This is a genomic window from Streptomyces changanensis, assembly GCF_024600715.1.
Taxonomy (GTDB): Bacteria; Actinomycetota; Actinomycetes; order Streptomycetales; family Streptomycetaceae; genus Streptomyces; species Streptomyces changanensis.
Genome location: NZ_CP102332.1, coordinates 590,222 through 615,869 on the forward strand (window position 1 = coordinate 590,222; position 25,648 = coordinate 615,869).

General features: G+C 75.4%; 16 protein-coding genes. 5 read left to right on the forward strand and 11 right to left on the reverse strand.

Going from position 1 to position 25,648, the window contains the following annotated elements:
* Positions 1–16 precede the first annotated feature (16 nt).
* Positions 17–2,050, reverse strand: a complete 2,034-nt coding sequence (locus tag NRO40_RS02565) for a flavin monoamine oxidase family protein (RefSeq protein ID WP_058940319.1) — start codon at positions 2,048–2,050, stop codon at positions 17–19.
* Positions 2,051–2,158: 108 nt separating this feature from the next.
* Entirely contained in the window at positions 2,159–4,078 is a 1,920-nt protein-coding gene (locus tag NRO40_RS02570; protein ID WP_058940414.1) for a CASTOR/POLLUX-related putative ion channel, read from the reverse strand.
* Positions 4,079–4,349: 271 nt separating this feature from the next.
* Here NRO40_RS02570 and NRO40_RS02575 point away from each other — a divergent pair, with 271 nt between their 5' ends.
* A complete protein-coding gene (locus NRO40_RS02575; RefSeq protein WP_058940320.1) occupies positions 4,350–4,610 on the forward strand; it encodes a GlsB/YeaQ/YmgE family stress response membrane protein in 261 nt (86 codons plus the stop codon).
* Between the two features lie 335 nt (positions 4,611–4,945).
* Here NRO40_RS02575 and NRO40_RS02580 read toward each other — a convergent pair whose 3' ends face one another.
* The 4 genes from NRO40_RS02580 to NRO40_RS02595 form a co-directional block, all read right to left on the reverse strand.
* Positions 4,946–5,899: a sensor histidine kinase gene (locus tag NRO40_RS02580; protein WP_058940321.1), complete on the reverse strand. Its 954-nt coding sequence runs from the start codon at positions 5,897–5,899 to the stop codon at positions 4,946–4,948.
* Positions 5,896–6,723, reverse strand: a complete 828-nt coding sequence (locus tag NRO40_RS02585) for an MEDS domain-containing protein (protein WP_232790929.1) — start codon at positions 6,721–6,723, stop codon at positions 5,896–5,898. Before NRO40_RS02585 ends, NRO40_RS02580 begins: the two co-directional genes overlap by 4 nt.
* Positions 6,724–6,953: 230 nt before the next feature.
* Positions 6,954–7,241, reverse strand: coding sequence for an STAS domain-containing protein (locus tag NRO40_RS02590; RefSeq protein WP_058940323.1), 288 nt, complete (start codon positions 7,239–7,241; stop codon positions 6,954–6,956).
* The gene (locus tag NRO40_RS02595; RefSeq protein WP_058940324.1) at positions 7,241–11,557 is read right to left on the reverse strand and encodes a SpoIIE family protein phosphatase; all 4,317 of its coding nucleotides are present in this window, start codon (positions 11,555–11,557) and stop codon (positions 7,241–7,243) included. The genes NRO40_RS02590 and NRO40_RS02595 overlap by 1 nt, the downstream gene beginning before the upstream one ends.
* A 267-nt stretch (positions 11,558–11,824) precedes the next feature.
* Here NRO40_RS02595 and NRO40_RS02600 point away from each other — a divergent pair, with 267 nt between their 5' ends.
* A complete protein-coding gene (locus tag NRO40_RS02600) occupies positions 11,825–12,181 on the forward strand; it encodes an STAS domain-containing protein (protein ID WP_058940325.1) in 357 nt (118 codons plus the stop codon).
* A gap of 168 nt (positions 12,182–12,349) precedes the next feature.
* Here NRO40_RS02600 and NRO40_RS02605 read toward each other — a convergent pair whose 3' ends face one another.
* Positions 12,350–13,486 (reverse strand): trypsin-like serine protease, encoded by a 1,137-nt coding sequence (locus NRO40_RS02605; RefSeq protein WP_058940415.1) that lies wholly within the window; start codon positions 13,484–13,486, stop codon positions 12,350–12,352.
* 660 nt (positions 13,487–14,146) lie between these two features.
* Here NRO40_RS02605 and NRO40_RS02610 point away from each other — a divergent pair.
* Positions 14,147–15,469: an ROK family protein gene (locus NRO40_RS02610; protein WP_058940326.1), complete on the forward strand. Its 1,323-nt coding sequence runs from the start codon at positions 14,147–14,149 to the stop codon at positions 15,467–15,469.
* Positions 15,470–16,026: 557 nt separating this feature from the next.
* Here the strand turns inward: NRO40_RS02610 and NRO40_RS02615 are convergent.
* The 4 genes from NRO40_RS02615 to NRO40_RS02630 form a co-directional block, all read right to left on the reverse strand.
* A complete protein-coding gene (locus tag NRO40_RS02615; RefSeq protein WP_058940328.1) occupies positions 16,027–17,097 on the reverse strand; it encodes a glycoside hydrolase family 43 protein in 1,071 nt (356 codons plus the stop codon).
* Positions 17,098–17,669: 572 nt separating this feature from the next.
* Complete coding sequence (locus tag NRO40_RS02620; protein WP_058940329.1) at positions 17,670–18,950, reverse strand: glycoside hydrolase family 16 protein; 1,281 nt, start codon at positions 18,948–18,950, stop codon at positions 17,670–17,672.
* Positions 18,951–19,260: 310 nt separating this feature from the next.
* Positions 19,261–20,685 carry a DEAD/DEAH box helicase gene (locus tag NRO40_RS02625; protein WP_257375319.1) on the reverse strand — a complete coding sequence of 475 codons (1,425 nt, stop codon included), beginning with the start codon at positions 20,683–20,685 and terminating at the stop codon, positions 19,261–19,263.
* 246 nt (positions 20,686–20,931) lie between these two features.
* Positions 20,932–21,978, reverse strand: coding sequence for a LacI family DNA-binding transcriptional regulator (locus tag NRO40_RS02630; RefSeq protein WP_232790930.1), 1,047 nt, complete (start codon positions 21,976–21,978; stop codon positions 20,932–20,934).
* Between the two features lie 144 nt (positions 21,979–22,122).
* On the opposite strand from NRO40_RS02630, the gene rhaI reads away from it, so the two are divergent.
* Together rhaI and NRO40_RS02640 are read left to right on the forward strand one after the other, a co-directional pair.
* On the forward strand, positions 22,123–23,292 hold the full coding sequence (gene rhaI / locus NRO40_RS02635) for an L-rhamnose isomerase (protein ID WP_058940331.1): 1,170 nt from the start codon (positions 22,123–22,125) through the stop codon (positions 23,290–23,292).
* A 279-nt stretch (positions 23,293–23,571) separates the two neighbouring features.
* A complete protein-coding gene (locus NRO40_RS02640; RefSeq protein ID WP_058940332.1) occupies positions 23,572–25,623 on the forward strand; it encodes a bifunctional rhamnulose-1-phosphate aldolase/short-chain dehydrogenase in 2,052 nt (683 codons plus the stop codon).
* The last annotated feature ends 25 nt before the right edge of the window (positions 25,624–25,648 follow it).

Below are 25,648 nucleotides of genomic sequence, written 5' to 3' on the forward strand. Positions count from 1 at the left end.
AGGCCGCCGGGCCGCGTCAGCCGGTGTGGACCTCCAGGGCGGCGCGTACGGCCGACTCCAGGGCGCCCTCGATCCAGGCGGGCTTCACGGAGGTGTGGTCCCCGGCGAAGTGCAGGGGGCCCTCCGGCTCGGGGATGGCGGGGAGGAGCTCCGTGTGCTGGCCGGGCAGCAGGACGGACGCCTCGCCGTACGCGTACGGGTCGCGCAGCCAGCTCTGGGTGCGGCCGGCGCCGGTGTAGAAGACCTCGACGCGCTGTCCGTAGACCTGCTGCAGTCCGCCGAGGGCGTGCGGGTAGCGGGCCTCGTCGGGCAGGGAGTCCCAGCGCAGGGCGTCGTCGGCCCAGCTGTACGAGGCCAGGACCACGCCGCCGTCACTGCCGGGAACGGGGTGGGAGGGGTTGAACATGAACCGGTTGGCGTTGTCCGACACCGACCCGCCGCCGATCACCCCGGCCGCCTCGGGCTGGTCGCGGGCGGCGTGCCGGTTGGCGGCGTAGTGCACCCGCTGCGCCGGGGTGAGGTACCCGCGGGGCACGGAGGGGTGGGCGCCGAGGAGGCTGCCGTCGGTGGCGGCGCCGCCCGTGCGGTACGCGTCGTACAGCCCGGGGTCGATGCGGTCGAGTTCGCGCTTCCAGTCGGCCTCGGTGAACTCCCACCAGCGGCGGCTGAACTCCAGCAGGACCTTGGTGGCGCAGTCGTAGTGGAGTTCGGCGACGGCGCGGCGCTTGGTGTACGACATCGGCGGGGCGACCTGCACGTGCCGCAGACCGGAGAAGGGGACCGTGACGACGGCCGCGTCGGCGGTGAACTGCCGGCGGGTCGGGGGGCCGTCGCGGCCCTCGGAGACCGTGTCCACCCACACGCGGGGGCCGCCGGGTCGGACGTGGTGGAGGTCGCCGGCGGGCCGGTCGGGGTGGAGGTACTCGATGCGCGTCACCCGGCGGTCGAAGCGCACGCTGTCGCGGACGAGCCGCAGCAGGGCGTCGGGCAGGACTGCGGTGCCTCCGGCCAGCTCCCAGAACGTGGTGTCGGGGCTGATGAGCGAGGAGCCGGTGAAGCTGTGGAGGAAGGAGAGGGGCAGCCGGGAGGTGAGGTTCTCCAGGGTGCCGATGAGGTCGACGGTGCGTTCGTCGAGGCCGGCGTGCTCGGTGAGGAAGCGGAACATGGACCAGTCGCCGAAGCGCTGGATGACCCGCGCCCATCCCTGCACCCGCTCCGGGAGCGGCTTGTCGACGCGCTTGCCGTCCGGGCCGACGGTGCTGAACTCGTCGCGCACCGGGTCCAGCACGCCGCGCAGGATGGCGCCCGCGGGCGTGTCCCAGTACGCCTGCGGCACGCCGAACGAGCGGTTGACGCGGCGGGGGGCGCGGGCGTAGTCGGCGCGGCGCACGCGGACGCCGTTGACGTGGATCCAGGTGCGGTTGGCCGGGCGGCCGTCCCCGTCGACGTCCACGTAGTGGAACCGCCGCTTCGCCAGCTCCAGCCGGTCGATGAGGTCCATGACGAGCGGGTGGCTGCCGGGGATGCGCATGGCGCCCGCCTCGGCGTACTGGCGGGGGTCGGCGAACGGCTGCTCCGCCCCCTCGTGGCCACCGGTGCGGAACGTCTTGATGCGCCCGCCGGCGCGGTTGCCGTTGGCCTCCAGGAGCGTCACGTCGTGCCCGGCGCGCAGCAGCAGCCAGGCCGCGACCAGTCCGGCCGGACCGGCGCCGATGACGAGGACCTTCCGGCCCGTGCCGGAGCGGCGCCGGGGCAGGCCGTCGCGCAGGACGCGCTGGTAGTGGGGCACCAGGGGCCGGTCCTGTTCGTCCACGACGAGCAGCGCGCGGGCCACGGCCAGGCAGCGGTCGAAGTCCGCGCCGCGTGCGGCGGGGGGCCGGGCCGCGGGAGCCGGCGGCGCGGCCGGGCCGGCCTGGGTGAGCGCCGACGCGGGTCCGGCGGCGGTGGCGGCGAGGGGCGCCGCCGCGGCGACGGCCCCGGCCACCGTGGTGAACCGGCGCCGCGACAGGGAGGCGTCGGACGGGCGCCCCTGGAGTTGATCTTCAGTCATGCGCCCTTCCTAGTGGTTCCGCGCGCCGGGACACGGAGCCATGCGTGGGCATCATCCTGATAGGGGAACGCCACGGCGCAGGGTTGACTCCCTTTCCGGGGGCGGGAGTCAGTCCGCGGCGAGCACGATGACCTCGTCGTGCGCGGTCCACCGCCGCACCGCCGTCTTGGCGGGGTTGACGCGCACCCCGTGGTCGTCGCCCGTCCGCCGGTCCGGGGCGCTGCGGTACCCGACGGCGCATTCGCCGCGCCGCCGGGCCGACTCGACGACCGTGGCGAAGGCGGTCTCGCACCCCGGGCGGACGTAGTGCCCGGCGGGCCGCAGGTGGAGGCCGTTGCCGTCCGGGGAGAACAACTCCTCGAACACACCGGCCAGATGCCGGTTCTGCGAGATCTGCGACATCAGCAGTCCGACCAGCTTCCCGCTCACGATGAAGTCGGAGCCGGCGCTGACGGGGGCGAGCACCCGGTTGCGGTCGTCGGTCATCTCCGTCACCACGGGGATCTCCCGGCCCGACGCCCGCTCGATGGCGCGCAGGAGCAGCAGCGTGACGAGCGTGCGGTCGTCAGGTTCGTCGTGACCGGGCCGGTGGTCGGGGCCGAGCACGATGACGCTGTCGTAGGAGGCGGCGTCGACGCCGTCCAGCGTCTCGGGCCTGGTCGGGTCCCCCCGGCGGAGGAGGACCGCGAGGGACGGGGCGGCCTCGGCCGCGGCCGACCGGACGGCCGCGGCGGTCGGCTTCCCGCCGTCCGCGACGACGTCGAGGACGGAACCGGGCGGGGTGTAGCGGGCGAGCTGGGTGACGATGCGGGTGGCGCGGCGGTTCCACCCCAGGAGCAGGATCCGCTCGGGACGGGCGGTGACCGGGGGCCGGTCGACGATGACCGCCGGGTCGACGGCCGCGCACACGTCGGACAGGACGGTGGTGTCGTCGTCCTCGGCGATGACGACGAGCCGGTCGCCGGGGCCGAGCACCGTGTCGGGCGACGGGTTGAGCGCGAGGGCCCCGCCGTCCCGGACGAGGCCGACGACGCAGGACGAGGCGTGGGCGAGCAGCGTCTCCCCGAACGGGCGGCCGAGCAGGGCCGGTTCGTCGACCGTGTAGAACTCGACCCCCTCGAAGTCGAGCAGCTCCTGGTGCACCAGGGACAGGCCCGGCTGGCGCGCGGCCCGCGCGACGAGCCGGGCGGTGATGTCGTCGATCTCCAGCACCGCCGCGTCCGGCCCCGCCGCGAGCGTCGCGGCCAGCCGGTAGCGGTCGTCGCGGACCGCGGCGACGACGCGCACCCCGCTGTCGTCGCCCACCGCCGCGCGCAGCGCGAGCAGCGTCTTGACGACCTCCCCGTCCTCTGACGGACTGTCACGCGGCAGCACGATCACGGAGTCGGCGGTCGCCGGGCCCACGCGGGTCAGGTCGTCGGGGTCGGTGAGGCGACCGCTGCGGCAGATCAGCCGGGTCCGCCCGGTCGGGCCGACCTTGGCGTCGAGGGCGTCCTGCATCTCCGTCTTGCCGCGGTCGGCGAGGACCGCCACGGCGGCACGCCGCTGGTTGGCGTTGGCCCTGACCAGTTCGGAGACGACGGTGAACACCTGCTCCGACCAGCCCAGTACGACCGCGTGCCGCCGCTCCAGCACCGGGGAGCGCCCCCTGCGCAGGGCCAGCAGCCGTTCGCTGATCCCGGTCGTGATCAGGCTGACCAGGGTCGAGACGTACAGCAGGGTGACGAGGGCGAGCAGCACCGACAGCGCGATGCGCGGTGCGGGTCCGACCTCGCCGCCCAGCCGGAGCGTCTGGCCGGTGCTCCGCCACACCTCCGCGAGCTTCCCCGACAGCGAGGCGGGTGCCCGGCCGTCCGTCCACACCAGCACGGCGCTCACCGGGAGGACCACGCTCAGGCAGGCGACGACGAGCCAGCCGACCAGGACGTACGTCCCTCCGGCGAGCGTGTTGTCGAACCAGTAGACCGCGCGCTGCGCCCACGGCCACCGTCCCCCCGATCCCGCCGGCGCTCCTCCGCCCTCCTCCACCGCGGCGCCGCGCGCACCGCCCCCGTGCCGGTGGCCCGCCACCGGTTCCGACCGACCACCGGATCCGTCACTCGTCTTCTGCACACCAGCAGCGTGGTCCCCCGCCCCGCCCGCTGATCGCCGGAAGGCCGGGATTCATCCCTTCGAGCCACGGCCCCGCGCCGCGCCGCGACCCCGGGACGGCACCGCGGAGAACGCGACGCATACGGCGGCGTCCGGCGGGCACGCGGAGTACTACCCGAAGGTCGGGCAAGCAACGTTAGGAGTCGTCGTGTCGTTCCTCTGGGCCATCATCGCGGGGCTGATCATCGGTCTTCTGGCCAAGCTCGTCCTCCCCGGCCGTCAGCCCATCCCGCTGTGGATGACGGTGCTGCTCGGCATCGCCGGCGCCGTCGTGGGAAACGCGCTCGCCTCCGCCGTCGGCGTGCGCGACACCGGCGGCATCGACTGGATCCGTCACATCTTCCAGATCGGTGTGGCAGCCGTCCTCATCGGCGTCATCAGCCCGATGTGGGCGCGACGACACGCCTGACCCGGTACCAGGACACCCCGCGCGGACACCCCGCGCCGGGACACGTGAGAAGCCCCCGCGGCCTTCGGGCCGCCGGGGCTTCTCACGTGTCCATGGCCCTTCGGGAAGTCCCCCCGGCGCGACCGGTGGCGTCGGCGGGAACGGACAGGGCCAGCACGGCGACGTCGTCCCCCGCCCCGTCGGGAAACGCCTCCAGCAGGGCGACCGTGTCCTCCACGAGGGAGGCGGCCCGCAGCGGGCCGCAGGCCCGGGCGGGGCGCGCCCGTCGTCCCGGTGGCGGGCCCGCCGTCTTCAGCGGACCGGAGCGGGACGCCCCGCGTGCCCGACCGCGGTCCTCACTTCAGCCCCATGTGCAGGCGCAGGACGAGTCCCCGCGCGGCTGCCCGGATCTCGACCAGGTCGCACAGCTGGTGCATCATCCACACGCCGCGGCCGCCGGTCGGGGCGAGGGGGTCGGGCCGGCGGCGGCCGGTGAGCGGGTCGCCGAGCCGGCCCCGGTCGCTGATCTCCGCGACGAGTCCGCCGTCCGCGCGCCACATCCGCAGGGTCCCGCGGCCGCCGCCGTGACGCACGGAGTTGCTGATCGCCTCGGCGACGGCGAGCAGCCAGTCCGTGCGGCGGTCCTGCGGCAGTCCTTCGGCCGCTGCCCAGCGGTCGGCCTCGTCCCGGGTCCGCGCCAGGTCCCACTCGCCGAAGGCGACGACGACCGCGTCCACCGGTTCCGGCAGCGGGACGTCGCAGTCGCGGCAGACCTCGTGCGGGTCGGTGTAGCGGTGGCTGGCGCGGTAGGCGCCGGGCTCGCCGACGACCGGGTGGGTGCGGTACGCGTGGGTCAGGACCTCGGCCGGCAGGGCCGTGTCGTAGGGACAGAGGATGGCGGCCCGGCGACCCTCGAACGCGAGGTTGATCAGCGCCTCGTGCCGGGTCGCCTCCCACGCCTCCGCGGGGGTGCGCCCGACCCAGATGGGCTCCCCCACGATCGACACGGGCGCGGTGTCCTCGTGGCGGTCGGCGAAGTCCTGCAGCATCGACAGGATCCGCCCCGGGTTGCGCCCGGCGTCGGTCATGTCCACCCATGTGACGCGGTGGTGGTCGGCGCCGACGGCGTCCCGCAGCAGCGCCAGTTGCGGGCCGGGGACGGCCACCAGGGTGGTGTGCCCGTCGTCGAGGGCGTCCCGGACGAAGGCGCCGACGCCGGCGCGGTACTCGTCGTCCGTGGAGTAGAAGAGTGCCGGGTGGTGGAAGCCGGCGAGCCGGTCGGTCCCGTCTGCTGTTCGCGTGTACGTCATCGGCCCACGACCTCCACGGCGGAGCCGAGTTCGGGGAAGAGTTCCAGGAGCCGCCGCAGGTGCGGCGGTGCCTGCCGGACGCGCAGGGGCACGCCGTCCGGCCGGCCGGTGGCCGCGCCGGCCAGGGTGGCCAGCGAGGCGGCGTCGAGGTGGCGCAGGGCCGACAGGTCCAGCTCCACCCGGTGTGCCGGCGCGCTTCTGACGGCGGCGGCCGCGGCGGCGACGACGTCACGCGTGTCGTGGCCGGCGGAGCCCGCCATCACCAGACCGGGGCGGTCGACGAGCGGGGCCACCCGCAGCGCGGGCCTGGCGGAGGGGTCGCCGCGGTGCGTCAGGTGGGCGCCCGCCAGGACGTCCACGTACGCGTCGGGGAGCAGGCGCCGGTCGTAGAAGCACCAGGCGGTGACCGGCAGCCGGTCCACGACCTCGTGGTGGACGCGCAGCTCGTACTCGAGCAGCCGGTCGGCGCCGGCGACGTCGCGCGTGCCCCAGGACATCTCGCCGATCGCGCGCAGTCCCCGGTGCCCCCGCGCCGAGGCGGCCTCGAACGCGTCGTGCCAGAGCCCGACCATCGCGTCCGGGTCGAAGCCGGTGTCGGCGAGGTACGTCCGCGCGGCGGTCGCCACGGACAGCTGTCCGCGGGTCACGGCCGCCGCGGCGTCGATGCCGTCGTCGGCGAGGGTGCGCAGCACCCGCTCGGGGTCCGTGGCGTCGGCGAAGTACTCGATCCGCTCGTCCCGCTCCAGCCCGTCGCGGACGAACGCGCACAGGTGGCGCGCCCACGCCCGGTCGTCGGAGTAGACGACGCTGGAGTGGCGTCCCACGGCCGGCCCTCGCACGGGGGGTACGGCCACCTCAGGCACCATCGCCACGCTGCCCGCCCCTCGTCCTGTCCGGCCTGCCTGCTTGCCTCTCCATGGAAACACACCAGGCCGCGGCGCTCGCCGACCTGCGCGACCAGCCTACTGCCACCCGGCCGGCGGTACCGCCGGCCTCGGCGCCGTGCATGGCGACCCCGGCGTGGCCGGCCGGGAGCCGCCCGGCGAGGCGCCCCCTACGCCTGTCGGACGATCGTGAGCTCGGCGAGTCCCGAGACGGCCAGTACCGGGGCGAGCAGCGGGCCGGTGACCAGTTCGAGCCGGTCGGCCCGGGAGAACAGCACGTTGAGACCGGCGCTGTCCAGGTACCCGACCTCCGTGAGGTCGAGGACGACCGGGCCGTGCGCGGTGTCCAGCGCCGCCGCCAGGGCGTCGGCGTTGCTCATGTCGATCTCGCCGACGGCCGTGAGCAGGGCGGTGCCGTCGGGCCGCCGGCCCGGGGCCAGGCTGAGCGGAGTGGTCATCACGCGATCCTCGTGTGCATCTGGACGGTGGTTCCGGAGGCGCCGGGGACGACGGTCACCTGCTGCATCATGGCCTTCATCAACGTCAGGCCACGGCCGCGGTGGGCGTTGGCCTCGGGTTGGGGGGTCCTCCACTCGCCGCTGTCGGAGACGGTCAGCCACAGGTCGTCGACGCGGGCCTCGGCGCGCAGCACGACGGGTTGGCCCGGGTTGTGGCGGTGGCCGTGCTCGATGGCGTTGGCGCATGCCTCGCCCGCCGCGACGAGGACGTTCTGCGCGGTCTGCCGGGGCAGACCGCACCGTTCGAGCCAGGTGCGCAGGGCATTGCGGACCGGCGCGAGCTGCGAGGACTCGGCGGGGAAGGTGACCTCCAGCGGGCCGGGGTGGCGGTAGAGGAGCAGGGCGACGTCGTCGTCGTAGCCGTTCGCGGGCGCCAGGCGGGACATCACCCGCGTCGCGAGGTCGTCGACGGCGGCGTCCCTGCCGTCCTGCACGGCCTCGCCGGCGCGGTCGATGCCGACGCTCAGCGGGCGGCGGCGGCGCTCGACGAGCCCGTCGGTGTAGAGGAGCAGGGTGGCGCGGGCGGGGATGGTGCACTCCGCCTCCGGGCGCTCCCTGCCGGGCCGGACGGCGAGGGGGACGGACCGCCCGTCCTCCAGGAGGCGGGTCGTGCCGTCGCGGTCGGCGAGGATGCCGGGCGGGTGTCCGGCGCTGGAGTAGGTCATCCGGCCGGTCTCCGGGTCGAGGACCCCGCAGAAGACGGTGGTGCACAGCGCCCCGGGGACGCCGGCCGCGAAGTGGTCCAGCGCCATCAGGGTCCGGGACGGGCTGGAGTCCTGCAGCAGCAGGGCGCGGCAGGCGCTGCGCAGCTGGCCCATGACGGTGGCCGCCGCCAGGCCGCGGCCGACGCAGTCGCCGACGACGATGCCGATGCGCCCGTCGGGCAGGGTGACCGTGTCGTACCAGTCGCCGCCCACTTCCAGCGGCTCGGTGGCGGGTTCGTAGCGGACGGCGAAGCCGTCGGGCAGGTGCGAGGGGCCGAGGATGGCCCGCTGCAGGGTGATGGCGGTCTCGCGCTGCTGGTCGATCTGGTGGGCGCGGACCAGGCCCTGCGCGAGGTGCCCGGCGAGCAGCGACAGCAGCAGCTGGTCCTCGTCCGTGAAGGGCCGCCTCTCGCCCAGGTCCACCCACAGGACCATCGACCCGTCGGGGTGTCCGAGGGTGACGCCCACGCCGGAGTGGTCGCCGACCGGGGTCAGCGGGGCGTGTTCGCGCAGCGCGGCGAGCGCGTCGCGGCGGTCGGCGGGCAGTTCCCGCCACTGCGGTGCGCCGTCGGTCGCCGTGAGTGCGGGCTCGTCGTGGTGGCCGAAGACGACGGCCAGGACCTGGCGGGCGCGCCACAGCTCCTTCAGCTCGTCCAGGGCGCCGGTGAGGGCCTCGTCCAGGCTGGTGGCGCCCGACAGCCGCAGGCCGAGCGCGGCGAGGGCGCCGTCGCGCTGGACGGCGTAGTGCTCCGCGGTGACGTCCCGGAAGGTGCCGACGGTGACGCGGCGCCCGGTGCCGGGGTCCCGCGCCTGGTTGAAGGCGACGTCGATCCACAGCCGGTGCCCGTCGCGGTGGGTGACGGGGATGGTGTGGCGGCCGTGGCCGTGCCGCAGGAGCTTGCTGAACACCTCGCCGACCTGCCGGTGCGCCTCGGGGTCGGTGTCGGCGGCGGGCCACCAGGGGTGGATCGGCACGTACGGCAGGCCGTCGGGGCCGTAGCCGAGGATGTCGGCGAACGCGGTGTTGATCTCGATGACGGCGCCGTCCTCGTCGCAGACGTAGAACGCCTCCTGGAGGGACTCGATCAGCGCGGCGCGCCAGCGGGCGTGGTGGGTGCGGATGCGGGAGAGCTCCACGTTGGCGCGCACGCGGGCCAGGAGCTCCGCCGCCGCGAACGGCTTGACCAGGTAGTCGTCGGCTCCGGCCTGCAGGCCCTCGATGGAGGCTTCCTGGCCGGCGCGGGCGGAGAGCAGCAGCACGGGCACGGCGGCGGTGCGCGGGTCCGCGCGCAGCTCCCGCACGAGGGACAGTCCGTCGAGGACCGGCATCATGACGTCGCTGACCACGAGGTCGGGGGCGTGGGCGCGCACCGCGTCCAGTGCCGCCCGGCCGTCGCCGACCGCCTCGACGTGGTGGCCGGCGCCGCCGAGGATCCGGGTGAGGTACTCGCGCATGTCGGCGTTGTCGTCGGCGATCAGTACGCGCGCCGGCGTGACGGTCCCGGCGGCGCCACCCTCGGCGCCGGGACGCTGCCCGGTGCCGGTGCCGGGCGCGGTGGTCCCGGTGCGCGTGCCGGTGGCGGGCGCGGCGGCGGGGACGGGGGCCACGGGGGCGTCCAGGTCGGACGGCGGGTCCGGCAGCCAGCGCCGCACCTCCATGACGTACGGCTCCGCGGAGGCCGGGAGCCCGCCGGAGGGCGTCGCGGGGGGCGCGGCCGCGGGCGGTGCCGCAGACGGCGGCGACGCGGCGGGCGGTGCGGCCCCGACGGACGCGGCGGGCTCCGACGGGCCGAGGGCGTCGGCGGGCAGGTGGTCCGAGCCGAAGGGCAGCCGGACGGTGAAGCACGTGCCCTCGCCCGGCTCGCTCTCCGCCGTGATCGTCCCGCCGTGCAGCCCGATGAGCTCCTTGACGAGGGCGAGACCGATGCCGCTGCCCTCGTTGGAGCGGGAGCGGGTGTTCTCGATGCGGTGGAAGCGTTCGAAGAGCCGGGGCATCTCCCCGGCGGGCACGCCGACGCCGGTGTCGGCGACGGTGACCACGGCGTGGTCGCCGTCGGCGCGGACCGCGACGCGGATGGAGCCCTCGAAGGTGAACTTCACCGCGTTGCTGAGCAGGTTGAGGACGACCTTCTCCCACATGCCCCGGTCGACGTACACCGGCTCGTCCAGCGCGGGGCAGTCGACGTCGAAGGCGAGACCGGCCCGGTCCACGGCGGAGCGGAAGACGCTGGCGAGTTCGGCCGTGGCCGCCGCGAGCTCCACCGGCTCGTACCTGGCGCGCATCCGCCCGGCCTCGATGCGGGAGAAGTCCAGCAGGCTGTTGACGAGCTTGCCCAGCCGCAGGCCGTTGCGGTGGACGGCCTCCAGCTCCTCGCGCACGCGGGGGTCGGCGTCGCGGCCCAGCCGCGAGCGCAGTTCCTCGACCGGGCCCATGATCAGGGTGAGCGGCGTGCGGAACTCGTGGCTGATGTTGGAGAAGAAGGTGGTCTTCGCCCGGTCCAGTTCGGCCAGTTCCTCGGCCCGCCGCTGCTGTGCCTCGTAGCTGCGCGCGCTGGCGACGCCGGCCGCGAGGTGCCCGGCGACCAGCTCGACGAAGCCGCGGTGGCCCGCGTCGAGGACCCGGTACCGGTTGAGCCCGGCCACCAGGAAGCCGTACGGGTCTCCGCCCTGCCGCAGCAGGGGCACGACGAGGGCGTGGAGGGGCGGTTGCGGCCACACCCCGGCGGGCAGGTCGCCGAACGGGGCACCGTCGAGCGCCAGTACGGCGCTCTCGCCGCGGGCCGCGGCGGCGGCCGGCCAGGGCGCGGCCCCGTCGCCGGCCGCCAGGACGGTGGGCGCCGCCGGGTGGCCGGCGGGCAGCCCCGTGGAGGCGGCGAGCCGCGCGGTGCCGTCCGGCTGGAAGAGGTACGTGAGGGTGAACGGCAGGTCGCGGGGGTTGCGGCCGAGCTGCCGGCCGGCGAAGGCGAGCATCTCCTCCTCGGTCCGCACCACGCTGGGGTCCGAGCCGAGGTCGCGGAGCGTGGCCATGCGCCGTTCGCCGATGACCCGCTCGGTCTCCTCGCTGACGACGCAGAGCATCCCGACGACCGCGCCGGTGTCGTCGCGCAGCGGGCTGTAGGAGAAGGTGTGGTAGGTCTCCTCCGGGTACCCCGACCTCTTCAGGAACAGCAGCAGCGCCTCGTCCCAGGTGGCCCGGCCCGTGGCGAGCACGGCGTCGATGCGCGGGCCGATGTCGTCCCAGATCTCCGCCCACACCTCGTCGGCCGGGCGGCCCAGCGCCCAGGGGTACTTCTGCCCCAGGGTGTCCCGGCGGTAGGCGGCGTTGCAGAAGAACGTCAGGTCCGGGCCCCACGCCATCCACATGGGGAACCGGGACGACAGCAGGATGCTCACCGCCGTCCGCAGGCTCTGCGGCCAGTCGGCCGGCGGTCCGAGGGGGGTCGCGGCCCAGTCGACCGCGGCCAGGTCGCGTCCGACCTCCTCGTCGGCGGCGAAGACGCCGCTCCCCGCCGCGGTGGACGGCCGGTGCTCGGCGTCCGCGGAACGCGCCACAGGTAACCCTTTCCTCCACGCCCGTGCGACCGGGCGGAACGGGCGCGGCCCGCGCACCCGTCCCCCCGGCGGTCCGCCGGCTCCCCACCCGTGCCGATCCCTACGTAGGATAGGTCCCCGGCCAGGGCGCCGACATCCGGCAGGGTGTGCCGGCCGCCGTGGCGCACACGGGGTTGGTGAGCCTCCCGACGGGCCGGGTCCGGGAACCGGCGAACGGCACCGCCCCTGCCGACCCCGTACCGCCCGCATCGCCCCACAGGAGAACCGGTGACCCAGCCCGTCCTGACCGTCGACCAGCAGATCCACCGGGACGGGCCCGTCGTGCTGAGGGTGGTCGGCGAGCTGGACCACCACACCGCCCCCCGGCTCACCGAGGCGCTCGACGGGGTCCCGTCGTCCGCCACCAGGGGTCTGGTGATCGACCTGTCCGGGCTCACCTACTGCGACTCGACCGGCATCACGGTGCTCGTCACCACCTACCACCGTGCCGGGGCCGTCGGCTGCCCCCTCGTCCTGTCCGGTCTCGGTGACGACCTGACCCGGGTCTTCCACACCATCGGCCTCGACCAGGTGTTCACGCTGCGGCCCACGACCGACGCCGCGGTGGCGGCACTGCGCGCCTGACGCGGGACGCGTGACCACCGTCGGGCCCCCGCCCGGAGGACGGGGGCCGTTGCCCGCACCACTGATGGCGGGGTGCGGCACGGGGTGGCGGGCTCCGCACGGGGTGGCGGGGCGCGGAGTCGGGGACCGTGGCGCGGTGAGCGGTGCCGGTCGCGGGGCCGGGTGGTGTCAGGCGGTGTGGAGCCGCAGCCCGTAGCGCCCGAGGATCTCGTTGACCGGCTGGAACCAGGTCTCGCCGCCGCCGCGGCAGTCGCCCCAGCCTCCGGAGGTCACGCCCTGCGCCTGGTCGCCGCTGAGGAAGGAGCCGCCCGAGTCACCGCCCTCGGCGCACACGCTCGTCTTGGTCATCTGGTGGACGGCGCCCTGGCTGTAGTTGACCGTCTCGTTCTTCGCCAGGACGGTCCCGCAGTGCCAGCGCGTGGTGGAGCCGGAGCGGCAGACGGAGGCCCCGACCGGTGCCACGGCCGAGCCGCGTACCAACTGGTCCGGGACCGTGCCCCAGCCGAGGACGACCGGAACCGTCCACCAGCCGCTGTGGACGCTCACGTACGCGTAGTCGTCCCCGGGGAACGACGATCCCTGGAACGTGCCCATCGCCGATCCGTCCCACCCCCGCACGGCCGCCCCGGCACGCCCGCAGTGGCCCGCGGTGACGAAGCCGCCGTGCACGGAGAAGCCGATGGAGCAGCGGACGTTGCCGGTGTAGTACGGGTCGCCGCCGACGGTCCCGGCGGCGTACGGGGTGGGGACCCCGGCGCGTTCGGCGACCGTGACCGGGCCGGCCGCGCGGGCCCGAGCGAGGAAGTTCCGCACGGCGGGTTCGTCGCGCGCGGCGCTCACCACGGTGACGACGACGCGGTTGAGGCGGGGGTCGACGTGCCAGCCGGCGATCCCGGCGGGCGCGGGCAGGGCGTCGACGCGCGCCTTGACGCGGTCGAGGTGCGCGGCGCTGTGGCGCACGAGCCGGATGTCGGCGCCCGTGGCCGCCACGGCGGAGGCCTTGGCGCGGCTGGTCACGGCGACGGTGAGCCGGCCCCGGGCGGGGTCGAACCAGGAGCCCGCGTACTCCTGCCCGGCGGCCTCGCGGGCCGCCGGCTCCACGGCCGTCGCGGTGCGTTCGGCGGCGAGGCGCGCCTCGGCCTGACCTCTCGTCAGACCGAGGTCGCGCTGCATGGCCTCGACCATCCCGGGGGACGCGGGCGCCCGCGACGGTGACGGCGTCGGGGCAGGTGCGGCGGTCGCGGCGGACGGCGCGGTGCCGTGGAGGGCGCCGGCGAGGAGCAGCGCGGACAGGGCGGCCCGCAGGGCGGTGAGGCGGGGGGCCCGGGGTCGGGGGGCACGGGCGCGCGGGGCAGGGCGTGGGGCGGGCGGGCGGGGGGCGGGGGTACGACGCACGGCGGAGACCTTTCGTCGGTCCGGCCGGGCCGTTGCCGGTCAGGGCGCCGCGTCCGGGGAAGGCCCCGGACGCGGCGCCCTTCGCGGGTGGCCCGGATGATGGCGGGGAGCTGCTTGAGAGCGCTCTCAGCAGGGCTAGCGTAGCGACCAGTCATTGTCAGGTCCATACCAAAATCAGCCCTGCGACGAGAGCCCCTCGAACCGAGCCGGAACACGGACGCCCACGGCCGGCGAGCGCGGCACCCCGGCGGCTGCCGCGCGGCCCGGCCGGGCACGGACCCGGGGTGGGCACGGACCCGGGGTGGGCACGGACCCGGGGTGGGCACGGCCCCGGGGTGGGCACGGCCCCGGGCCGGAGTGGAGTGCGGCCATGATCAGGCGTGCGCGGACCGCACGAAGCGGCCCGGGAGGGGGCCGATGCGAGGCCGGTGCGGGACGGCGCGGCGCCCGGCACGCGGCCCCGGAAGCGCTCCGGCTTAATTTAGAGGATGAGTTAAAGCCCAAGCGAAGGTCGCGTCAAGGCCCCGTCCCCTGTAGGTTGCGGAGAGGAACACGAGGCGAGGGGGCAGGGTGAAGGTGCGCGGCGGTCGTACGGTGCGTGACCTGCGGCGGGAGAACCGCAGCGCGGTATTGCAACGGTTGTACTTCGACGGGCCGCTGAGCCGCTTCTCGCTCGGTCCGGCGACCGGCCTGAGCTCCGGCTCGGTCAGCAACGTCGTGTCCGAGCTGGTCGCCGAGGGCCTGGTGGAGGAGGCCGGGAGCGTCGACTCGGCCGGGGGCCGCCCCCGCACGCTCCTGCGGATCAGCGCGAACAGCGGCTACATGATCGGTGTCGACATCGGTGAGACGCGGGTGCGGATCGAGCTCTTCGACCTGACCCTCACCGAACTCGCCCGGGTCGAGAGGCCCCTGGCGGAGGCCGGCCCGCGCCGCGTCGACCGGTACGACGTCGGCGTCGTCGTCGGCCACCTGCGCGAGGGCATCCCGGAGGTGCTGGACCGGGCCGGCATCGCGGCGGAGCGGCTGCTCGGCGTCGGGATCGGCGTGCCCGGGATCGTCGCCAGGACCGCCGAGGACGGCGCCGTCGTGCACGGGCAGACCATCGGCTGGGACGCGGTCCCCCTGGAGCGGTTGCTGCGCGAGTCGCGACTCCTGCCCGACACGGTGCCGTACGCCATCGACAACGGCGCCAAGACGCTCGGCCAGGCGGAGATGTGGTTCGGTGCCGGGCGGGGCGCGCAGAGCGCGGCGGTGGTCCTCTTCGGCTCCGGCGTGGGCGCCTGCGTCGTCACCGACGACACGCGCCCCGGCCGGGCCGTGGAATGGGGGCACCTGACCGTGCGGGTGCGCGGCCGCCGCTGCCGCTGCGGCGCCCAGGGCTGCCTGGAGGCGTACGCGGGGGCGGAGGCGCTGCTGGAGCGCTGGGCGGAGGCGGGTGGCCGGCCGCCCGCCGGGGCCGACGAGGAGACCGCGCTGAGCGCGATGATCGACGCCGCCTACCCGGCCGCCTCCCCCGACGGCACGGTCCCGGCGGCCGACGCCACGGCGCTGGCCGTCCTGGAGGAGACCGCCGAGTACCTGGGCGCGGGTTTCTCCGACCTGATCAACCTCTTCCAGCCGGAGCGCATCCTCGTCGGCGGCTGGGCGGGGCTCCAGCTCGGCCGGCGCTTCCTCGACGCGGTACGGACCCACGCCACCGCGTACTCGCTCGCCTACCCGGCCGCCCGCGTCCGGATCGACCTCGGGACCCTCGGCCCGGACGCCGTCACCGTCGGCGCCGCGATCCTGCCGCTCGCCGACTTCTTCGCCCGCGGCGGCCGGCGGGAGGACGCGGAGACGGAGGAACCCGACCCGGCCTGGCGCGCGAGCCTGCGCGGCCGCGCGGCGCGGTGAGAGGCCCGGACAGCGGCCACGAGGCCGAGACGGCAACGTGCGCGTCCGTGACCCTGCCGGGCTGACGGCGGCAGGTCGGCGGCCACGACGACCTGCACCCGGCCGTGCTCCACGACGACCGGGGCCCGGCCGTGCTCCACGCCGGGGAGGGCCTGCCCGCCCTTCCCGTCCGGGTACGCGTGCGGGAACCGCTCACGGCAGGGCTCGTCACGTCGTGGCCGGAGGCGGGGCGTCACGACGCCGGGGGCGGTCTGGCCCCGTTCTCCCCCGCCCGTCCGCGCTGACGCGAACGGCACGTGCCTCGCGGCGACCGCCGAGGAAGGGCCCCGCCGGACCCGGTCAGGCGGGGCCCGGCACGTATGCCGCGTACGAGCGGAGTGCTCGCCCGCCCGCCGGACGGCCGGGACCGGGAGGGTGTCCAGGGGGCGCGGCTGGGCGGCGATCCCGGGGCCGGGGCGGCCTCGATGCGGGGAGGACCAGGTGCCCGGTTCCCCGCCGAGTCGGCTCATCCACCGATGGAGCTGTCGCGGGTGTGCCACGGCCGCCGGGCCGCCCGTCTACTCGAGGAACTTCAGGCCCCACCCGGTGTCGGTCCCGGCGCCGGGGACGCCGGACCGGCTGTAGGTGGTGTCGCCCCACCAGCCGAACGTGCCGGTGTACCAGTAGCGGTTGTCCCACGTGTACGGCTGCCCCTTGGGCACCGCGTGGTACATCAGCGGGAACGTCGGACCGGCGGGAGGGCTCGTGGCGATGTCGCCGTCGAGGAGCACGAAGGTGTGGTGGCCGGGCCCGTTGACGTGCCGGGTCGGGTCCCAACCGCGCATCATCGAGGCCCTGTCGGAGCCGAAGAGGCAGCCGTTCGACTTGTACCAGTCCCACACGTGCGTCGGGTCGCCCCCGGCCCGCAGTCGCAGGTCGGCCAGGCAGTACTGGTCGCTCCAGCTGCCGTTGGCGGAGTAGACGATGTGCAGCTGCCCGTTCGGGTCCTTGATCGGCTCGGGCCCCTCGTTGACGAACGGGTGGCCGACGATCCGCTCCCAGCTCTCGCGCGGCTGCGAGATCACGTACCGGGGGCCGGTGGTCGTGCTGGGGCTGCTCATCCGGGCGATGTAGAGGTTCTGTTCGCCGTCGGTGTCGCCGGCCCAGCCCGACCAGACGAACCAGCGCTGCCCCTCGAAGGTGAACATCGTGCCGTCGATGGCCCACGTGTCGTCCGGCAGGGCCATCCGCGTCGCGGCGCCGTACCCGCTGTCCGGGCTGGCGGAGCTGATGACGTACATCCGGTGGGCCGCCTTCCGGCCGGCCGTGAAGTAGATGTGGTACCGGCCGCCGTCCCGCACGATCTCCGGGGCCCAGACGTCGCCGAGGTCGTGGGTGTCCGACCAGACCTGCCGGGCGGGCGCGGAGGCGAGGGCGGCCGGCGACGACGCCTGCCGCACGACGATGCCCGTACCGACGGACTGCACCGCGACGTAGGTGCCGCCGACCCGGAGCACGCTCGGGTCGGCGGCACGGAGGCCGGTCTGGCCCGCGCGGGCGGACCCGGTGGACGACAGGGACATCGCGGTGGCGAGGAGGCCGGCCAGCACGAGGGCGGCGGCGCCGGACAGGCGGCGAGGAAGCTTCATGGTCCCTTCCCTGGTCGGTCCTCCGCCACGACACCGGGCGACGGGGGAACACCGACGGGAGGGCGGCGTACGGTCGGGGGCGGCGGCGCGGAGGCAGCGGCGGGACCCGGACGGCACACACCACGGCTCCCACCGGCGTCCGCATCGGCGGAACGCACCCGACAGCCTGCTGACGCCCGCCGGAGCCTGTCAACGCGCCACGCACGCCGGCCACATGGCGCCACGGACCGGTCGGAAAACGCCGACGAGCGCCCCGGAACGCGCAGCCATGGACGGTACGTGACCAGGGCGGAGTCACCGGTGATCACGGCGCACCGGGCACACGTTCACGGCGGCCCCTGGTGCGCCGGGACCGCCGTGGTCACACGTACGCCGGTCGCGAACCCGGCCGGCCCCCTCCTCGCGGTGGGAGTCGAGGAGCGGCCGGACCTGCCGGCCGCCCTGGGGGACGCGCCCCCTCAGCGCCTCCCGGTGAGGCGGCGAAGCGGTGCAGCGCCGAGCCGCGGGGCCGCCCGGCCGCCGGACCTCGTACGGCCGGGCCTCGTGCGGCCGGTCCCCGCCGAGGGGTGGGATCAGCGGGTGGCCGTCCACTTCTGGTGGGCCGCGCCGGTGCAGGTCCAGATCTGGAGGCGGGTGCCGTTGGCGGGGGCGCCGCCGGTGGCGTCGAGGCACTTGTCCGCGCGGGGGTTGACGATGTCCCGGGCGGCGGGGAGGGCCCACTGCTGGGCGGCGGTGCCGTTGCACTCCCACAGCTGCACGGGGGTCCCGTCCGCCGTACCGCCCGACGCCACGTCGAGGCACTTGCCGAGCGCGCGGACCGTCCCGTCGGAGCCGACGGTCCACCGCTGCGCGGCGGTGCCGTTGCAGTCGTGGAGCTGTACGGGGGTGCCGTTGGCGGTGTCGGCCCCCGCCACGTCCACGCACTTGCCGCCGATGCCCGTGATGGGTCCGCCGGCCGGCTGGGCGCCGCCGCTGGTGACGCGGACGTAGTCGACCAGGAGCTGCTGGGGGAAGACGGTGCTGCCGTCGGGGTCCCCGGGCCAGTAGCCGCCGACGGCGAGGTTGAGGATGAGGAAGAAGGGCTTGTCGAAGACCCACTGCCGGCCGCCGAGGTCGGCGGGGGTGCGCCGCTGGTAGACCGTGCCGTCGACGGACCAGGTGACGGCGCCCGGGCTCCAGTCGACGGCGAAGGTGTGGAAGGCGTCGGCGAACGCCTGGCCGCCGGGCAGGGTGTACCCGGCGCCGATGCCCCCGGCGCCGGAGTAGCCGGGGCCGTGCAGGGTGCCGTGGACGGTGGACGGCTCGAAGCCGACGTTCTCCATCACGTCGATCTCGCCGGAGGCCGGCCAGCCGACCTGGCCGATGTCGTTGCCGAGCATCCAGAAGGCGGGCCACATGCCCTGCCCGCGCGGGACCTTCATCCGGGCCTCGACCCGGCCGTACGTGGTGGTGAACCGTCCGGCCGTGTTGAGCCGCGCCGAGGTGTACTCGCACCGCCCGTACCAGCACTGGTAGTTGCCGGGGTTCTCGCGGCGGGCGGTGATGACCAGGTTGCCCCGGCCGTCCAGGGCGGCGTTGCGGTTGCCCGCGGTGTAGTACTGCCGCTCGTGGTTGTTGACGTTGTCGCCCGTCTCGATCTGCCACTTGGCGCCGTCGACGGTGGAGCCCGCGGGCCCGTCGAAGTCGTCGGAGAAGGTGACGGCGGCGGGGGCGGCGGCCGGGGCGGGCGCGGTGCGCGGGGCGGGGGCCGCCGCGGGTGGGGACGCCAGGGCCGGTCCGGTGGCCAGGGCGGTGAGGGCGAGGAGCGGGACGAGCGGGAGCAGCAGACGCCGGAGTGAGCGCGGGGAGTCCATGACTCTCCCTTCGTGGGGCACGTCGGGACGGGGGGACTGCCTGGGCGTAATGGCATGCGCATGACATGCAGCGGCGTGGGTGCGGCCGGCCGACCGCTTCGCCGACAGGTGGGGGCGCCGGGAACGGGGCCGGGGCGCCGCTTAGTTCAGTACGTGATTTAAGAAGTGACCGATCACGGTGTCAAGAGCGCGGCGGGAAGCGGGACCGGGACGCGGCCCGTTTCCGCACCGCCGCCGCAGCGCTCCCCCGGTCGGATCCCCCGGTCGGATCCCCCGTCGTTCGCGCGCCTTGCGCAGGTGAGGTCGGGGGTCAGCGGCCCCGGCGCACGCGGGCCGCCGCGCGGGCCTCCGCGGCCTTGCGGGCCTCGGCGGTCTTGCGGGACTCCTTCGCGGGGCGGCCGGTACGGGTGCCGAGGCCGCGGAAGGGGGCGTTGCCCACGGCGGGCTTCGTCGCGGTCGGCGGGCGCTTCGCGCCGGTGATGACGGTCAACTGCTGCTCGCCGGAGCGGACCTGGGTGACCGTCGGCCGGATCCGGGCGTCGGACATCAGCCGGTTCACGTCGCGCCGCTCGCCGGGCGTGACCAGGGTGACCACGCTCCCCGACTCCCCCGCGCGCGCCGTGCGCCCGCCGCGGTGCAGGTAGTCCTTGGCGTCGGCCGGCGGGTCGACGTTGACGACGAGGTCGAGCGCGTCGACGTGGATGCCCCGCGCCGCGACGTCGGTGGCCACCAGGACCGTGACCGCGCCCTCCTTGAACTGGGCGAGGGTGTGCGTGCGCTGCGGCTGCGACTTCCCGCTGTGCAGGGCGGCGGCCCGTACGCCGGCGGCGCGCAGGTGGCGGGTGAACCGGTCCACGCCGGCCTTGGTGTCCAGGAACATCAGCACCCGGCCGTCCCGGGCGGCGATCTCCGTCGCGACCGCGTACTTGTCGGCGGGGTGGACGTTGAGGACGTGGTGCTCCATCGTGCCCACCTCGCCGGGCGCCCCGTCGACGGACACGCGCACCGGATCGTGGAGGTACTGACGCACGAGCTGGTCGACGTCACCGTCGAGCGTGGCCGAGAACAGCAGCCGCTGCCCGCCGGGGCGCACCCGGTCCAGGACGTCCGTCACCTGCGGCAGGAACCCGAGGTCGCACATGCGGTCCGCCTCGTCGAGCACGGTCGTGCGCACCTGGTCGAGGTGGCAGTCGCGCCGCGACACGAGGTCGGCCAGCCGCCCCGGGGTCGCGACGACGACATCGGTCCCGGCCCGCAGCTGCGCCTGCTGCCGGTTGATCGACAGGCCGCCCACGACGGTCGCCATGCGCACGCCCAGCACCCGCGCGTACGGCTCCAGCGCCTCGCCCACCTGCTGGGCGAGTTCGCGGGTCGGTACGAGGACCAGGCCGAGCGGTCGCTTCGCGTCCGCGCGCAGGCCCGCCGTCCGGACGAGCAGCGGCAGCCCGAAGGCGAGCGTCTTGCCGCTGCCGGTCCGGGCGCGGCCGAGGACGTCCCGGCCGGCCAGCGCGTCGGGCAGGGTCGCCGCCTGGACCGGGAAGGGCTCCGACACCCCGAGGCCGGTCATCGCCCGGAGCAGTTCGGGCGGCAGCCCGAACCCGTCGAAGGACGCGGCGGGCGTCGGGGGCGAGGTCGGGTCCACGGCGTCCGGGACGGTGGCCCCGCCGCGCGGCGCGGTCGCCCGCCGCGGCTCGTCCGCGCGGGAGGGGTCGGGGGTCGGGGGCTTCGCGTTCATGGGGGACCTTCCTCGGTGGGGCGCCCGGAACGCGCCGGGGCCCGTACCCCTCGGTACGGGCCCCGGCGGTGCGAAGCGTGCCCCTATTTTACCAGCGGGCCCCGGGCGGCCGGGCGGGCTCACGGCCGCCGTACCGGTCCGCAGCGCGGCCGGGTCCGCAGCGCGGCCCGGGGACAGCCGCACGCGGGGCACCACGGGACCCGGGAATCGGCGGGACCCGGCGCGGGGCGCACCGAGGGGCGGGGGTCAGCGGCCGAGGCTGGAGCGGCGCACCACAAGCTCCGGCTGGAGGACGATCCGGCGGTGCCGGTGTTCCTCCGGCGCGGCCCCGCTCTCCTCCAGCAGCAGCTCCGTCGCCAGGCGGCCCATCTCGGCGGCGGGCTGCCGGACGGAGGTGAGCGGGATCAGGGACGCCTCGGCGAACTCGATGTCGTCGTACCCGACGACCGCGAGATCCTCGGGGACCCTGACCCCCGCCGCGTGGACCGTCTGGAGGAGGCCGAGCGCCAGGAGGTCGTTGGCGCAGAAGACGGCGGTGGGGCGGGGCGCGAGTCCGAGGAGCCGCGCGCCCGCGTCCCGGCCGGCGCCGACGTCGAGACGGTCGACGTCCAGCTCGACGAGGTCGTCCGCGGCGCCGCCCGCCTCCTCCAGGGCGCGGACGAGGCCCGTGCGCCGGTCCCGCACCTGCTGCAGGCGGTCGGGGCCGCGGACGTACGCGACACGCCGGTGCCCGGCGTCGAGGAGGTGCCGCCCGGCGAGGAGGCCGCCCGCGACGTCGTCCACCGCCACGGAGCACGCCTCGGCCTCGTCCACCACGCGGTCCACCAGGACGAACGGGATGCCCTGCCGGCCGAGCAGGCGCCAGGGGGTTCCGCGCGGGTCGGTGGTGGCCAGCAGGGCGCCCCTGACCCGCTGTTCCGCGAAGAGGGACACGTAGGACTCCTCGGCGGAGACGTCCTCCGCGCTGTTGCACACCATGACCCCGAGGTCCGCCCGTCGCGCCACGTCCTCGGCGCCACGCGCCAGCGCCGCGAAGAACGGGTTGGCGGTGTCCATGACGAGCAGTCCCAGCATGCGGCTCCGGCCGGCCCGGAGCTGGCGGGCCGACTCGCTGCGCACGTACCCGAGGCTCCGGATCGCGGCGTGCACGCGCGCCCTGACCTCGTCGGACACGCGGTCCGGCCGGTTGATCACGTTCGACACCGTGCCCACGGAGACCCCCGCCTCCCGTGCCACGTCCTTGATGCCCGCCGCCATGTCCGCCCCGTCCGCTCCGGTGTCCGCGGCCGTCATCCTAAGCGGGCCGCACGCCGTCGGCCTACCTGAATCCTTTCACTACAGGGCCGGTGGAACCTCTTGACGGTCGACAGACCCCGGCCCTACGGTCAGTGAAACGATTCATTCAGCCGTGGTCGCGGCGCGCCCCCGAGGTGGCTCATGACTGATGTGCGGCAGGCCGTGAAGGCCGCCCTGAAGGCCCAGACCGTCGAGACGCCCTCCTGGGCCTACGGCGACTCCGGCACCCGGTTCAAGGTCTTCGCCCAGCCCGGCGTCCCCCGGACGCCCCGGGAGAAGCTGGACGACGCGGCGAAGGTGCAGGAGTTCACCGGCGTCGCGCCCACGGTGGCCCTGCACATCCCGTGGGACCGGGTGGAGGACTACGCGGCCCTCGCCGCGTACGCCCGGGAGCGCGGCCTGCGCCTCGGCACCGTCAACTCCAACACGTTCCAGGACGACGACTACCGGCTCGGCAGCGTCTGCCACCCTGACGCGAAGGTCCGTCGCAAAGCCGTGGACCACCTCCTGGCCTGCGTCGACGTCATGGACGCGACGGGCTCCCGGGACCTGAAGCTGTGGTTCGCGGACGGCACCAACTACCCCGGCCAGGACGACGTCCGCGCGCGCCAGGACCGGCTGGCCGACGCGCTGCGGGAGGTGTACGACCGGCTGGGCGGGGCGCAGCGGATGCTCCTGGAGTACAAGTTCTTCGAGCCCGCCTTCTACGCCACGGACGTCCCCGACTGGGGCACCGCCTACGCCCACTGCCTGAAGCTGGGCCCCCGGGCCCGGGTCGTGGTGGACACCGGGCACCACGCGCCCGGCACGAACATCGAGTTCATCGTCGCCACGCTGCTGCGCGAGGGGAGGCTCGGCGGCTTCGACTTCAACTCGCGCTTCTACGCCGACGACGACCTGATGGCAGGCGCGGCGGACCCCTTCCAGCTGTTCCGGATCATGTACGAGGTGGTCCGGGGCGGCGGTCTTGAGCCGGCGGCCGGCGTGGCCTTCATGCTCGACCAGTGCCACAACGTGGAGGCGAAGATCCCCGCGGTCATCCGCTCCGTGATGAACGTCCAGGAGGCCACCGCGAAGGCGCTGCTGGTGGACCGCGGGGCACTCGCGGCCGCCCAGCGGGACGGCGACGTCCTCGGGGCGAACGCCGTGCTGATGGACGCCTACGCCACGGACGTGCGCCCGCTGCTCGCCGAGGTCCGCGAGGAGTGCGGCCTCGACCCCGACCCCCTCGCCGCCTACGCCCGCTCGGGCTGGGCCCGCAGGATCGTCGAGGAGCGGGTCGGCGGCACTCCGGCGGGCTGGGGCGCCTGACCGCGCCCCACGCCGTCCCCCGCGCCCGCGCCCTCCGTGCGCGGCCCCCTCCCCGCGGCCCGTCCCACCTCGACCCCCTCCCGCCCCCGGTACCGCCACCCCGCTCACGGCGGCGCCTCACCCCGACCCCGGCACCGCCCCGCTCACGGCGGCGCCCCACCCCGACCCCGGTACCGCCCACGCCCCGCCCACGGCCGCGCCCCGCCCACGGCTCCGCCCCGCTCGCGACCGGTTCGACTCCCTCCTCCCCCGCGTTCGCCACGTCTCGAAGGACGATGCATGTCTTCCGCTCTCCCCCCGCCTCCCGCGCCGGCCGCCCTCCTGGCCCGTTCGCACCGCCTGGGCGCGGATCCGCGCAACACCAACCACGCCGGCGGCAACACCTCGGCGAAGGGCACCGGCACGGACCCCGTGACCGGTACGGACGTCGACCTGCTGTGGGTGAAGGGGTCGGGCGGTGACCTCGCCACGCTCACCGCGTCCGGCCTCGCGGTGCTGCGGCTCGACCGGCTGCGGTCGCTGCGGGACACCTACCCCGGGGTCGAGCGGGAGGACGAGATGGTCGCCGCCTTCGACCACTGCCTCCACGGCAGGGGCGGCGCCGCCCCGTCGATCGACACCGCGATGCACGGCCTGGTCGAGGCGGCGCACGTCGACCACCTGCACCCGGACTCCGGCATCGCCCTGGCCTGCGCGGCCGACGGGGAGGAGCTGACCACCGCGTGCTTCGGCGACCGCGTCGTGTGGGTGCCGTGGCGCCGGCCCGGCTTCCAGCTCGGCCTGGACATCGCCGCGGTCAAGGAGGCCCACCCGCAGGCCGTGGGGTGCGTCCTCGGCGGCCACGGCATCACGGCCTGGGGCGACACCTCGGAGGAATGCGAGGCGAACTCCCTGTACATCATCCGCACCGCCGAGGCGTTCCTCGCCGAGCGCGGCCGCCCCGAGCCCTTCGGCCCGGTCCTCCAGGGGTACGAGGCGCTCCCGGCGGCCGAGCGGTGGGCGCGGGCGGCCGCGCTCGCCCCGTACGTCCGGGCGCTCGCCTCCCACGACCGGCCCCAGGTCGGCCACTTCACCGACACGGACGTCGTCCTGGACTTCCTCTCCCGGGCCGGGCACCCGCGCCTGGCGGCGCTCGGCACCTCCTGCCCCGACCACTTCCTGCGGACCAAGGTGCGACCCCTGGTCCTGGACCTCCCCGCCACGGCTCCCCTGGAGGCCACGGTCGGCCGGCTGGCGGAACTGCACGCCGCGTACCGCGACGAGTACACGGCCTACTACACCCGGCACGCCGCCCCCGACTCCCCCGCGATGCGCGGCGCCGACCCGGCGATCGTCCTCGTCCCCGGCGTCGGCATGTTCTCCTTCGGCCGGGACAAGCAGACGGCGCGGGTGGCGGGCGAGTTCTACGTCAACGCGATCAACGTGATGCGCGGGGCCGAGGCGGTGTCGACGTACGCGCCGATCGAGGAGGCGGAGAAGTTCCGCATCGAGTACTGGGAGTTGGAGGAGGCCAAGCTCCGGCGCATGCCGGAGCCCAGGCCCCTGGCGACGCGGGTCGCCCTGGTGACGGGCGCCGGCAGCGGCATCGGCAGGGCCGTCGCCCACCGGCTGGCCGCCGAGGGCGCGTGCGTGGTCGTCGCCGACGTCGACGCCCGCAGCGCCGCGGCCGTCGCCGAGGAGCTCGGCGGCCCCGACACCGCCGTGCCGGTCACGGTCGACGTCACCGACGAGGAGGCGGTCGGAGCGGCGTTCGAGAGCGCGGTGCTCGCCTTCGGCGGCGTGGACCTCGTCGTCAACAACGCCGGGATCTCGATCTCCAAGCCGCTCCTGGAGACGACGGCGCGGGACTGGGACGTCCAGCACGCCGTCATGGCACGGGGCTCCTTCCTCGTCTCGCGGGAGGCCGCCCGGATCATGACCGCGCAGGGCCTGGGGGGCGACATCGTCTACGTCGTCTCCAAGAACGCCGTCGTCGCCGGCCCGAACAACGTCGCCTACTCCGCCACCAAGGCCGACCAGGCGCACCAGGTCCGGCTGCTCGCCGCCGAGTTGGGCGAGCACGGCATCCGCGTCAACGGCGTCAACCCCGACGGGGTCGTGCGCGGTTCCGGCATCTTCGCCGGCGGCTGGGGCGCCCGGCGCGCCGCGACGTACGGCATCGAGGAGGAGGAGCTCGGCGCGTTCTACGCCCGGCGCACCCTCCTGAAGCGCGAGGTGCTGCCCGAGCACGTGGCGAACGCGGTGTTCGCCCTGACCGGCGGCGACCTCACCCACACCACCGGGCTGCACGTGCCCGTCGACGCCGGCGTCGCCGCCGCGTTCCTGCGGTGAGCGGGGGCGCGGCGGCGTTCGCCGC

What these genes read in the sequence shown, in the direction of transcription:
- NRO40_RS02565 (WP_058940319.1), bottom strand. Translation starts at nt 2,050, where the DNA reads ATGACTGAAGATCAACTCCAGGGGCGCCCGTCCGACGCCTCCCTGTCG.
- NRO40_RS02580 (WP_058940321.1), bottom strand. Translation starts at nt 5,899, where the DNA reads ATGACGTACACGCGAACAGCAGACGGGACCGACCGGCTCGCCGGCTTC.
- NRO40_RS02590 (WP_058940323.1), bottom strand. Translation starts at nt 7,241, where the DNA reads ATGACCACTCCGCTCAGCCTGGCCCCGGGCCGGCGGCCCGACGGCACC.
- NRO40_RS02615 (WP_058940328.1), bottom strand. Translation starts at nt 17,097, where the DNA reads ATGAAGCTTCCTCGCCGCCTGTCCGGCGCCGCCGCCCTCGTGCTGGCC.
- NRO40_RS02620 (WP_058940329.1), bottom strand. Translation starts at nt 18,950, where the DNA reads ATGGACTCCCCGCGCTCACTCCGGCGTCTGCTGCTCCCGCTCGTCCCG.
- NRO40_RS02625 (WP_257375319.1), bottom strand. Translation starts at nt 20,685, where the DNA reads ATGAACGCGAAGCCCCCGACCCCCGACCCCTCCCGCGCGGACGAGCCG.
- NRO40_RS02630 (WP_232790930.1), bottom strand. Translation starts at nt 21,978, where the DNA reads ATGACGGCCGCGGACACCGGAGCGGACGGGGCGGACATGGCGGCGGGC.
- rhaI (WP_058940331.1), top strand. Translation starts at nt 22,123, where the DNA reads ATGACTGATGTGCGGCAGGCCGTGAAGGCCGCCCTGAAGGCCCAGACC.
- NRO40_RS02640 (WP_058940332.1), top strand. Translation starts at nt 23,572, where the DNA reads ATGTCTTCCGCTCTCCCCCCGCCTCCCGCGCCGGCCGCCCTCCTGGCC.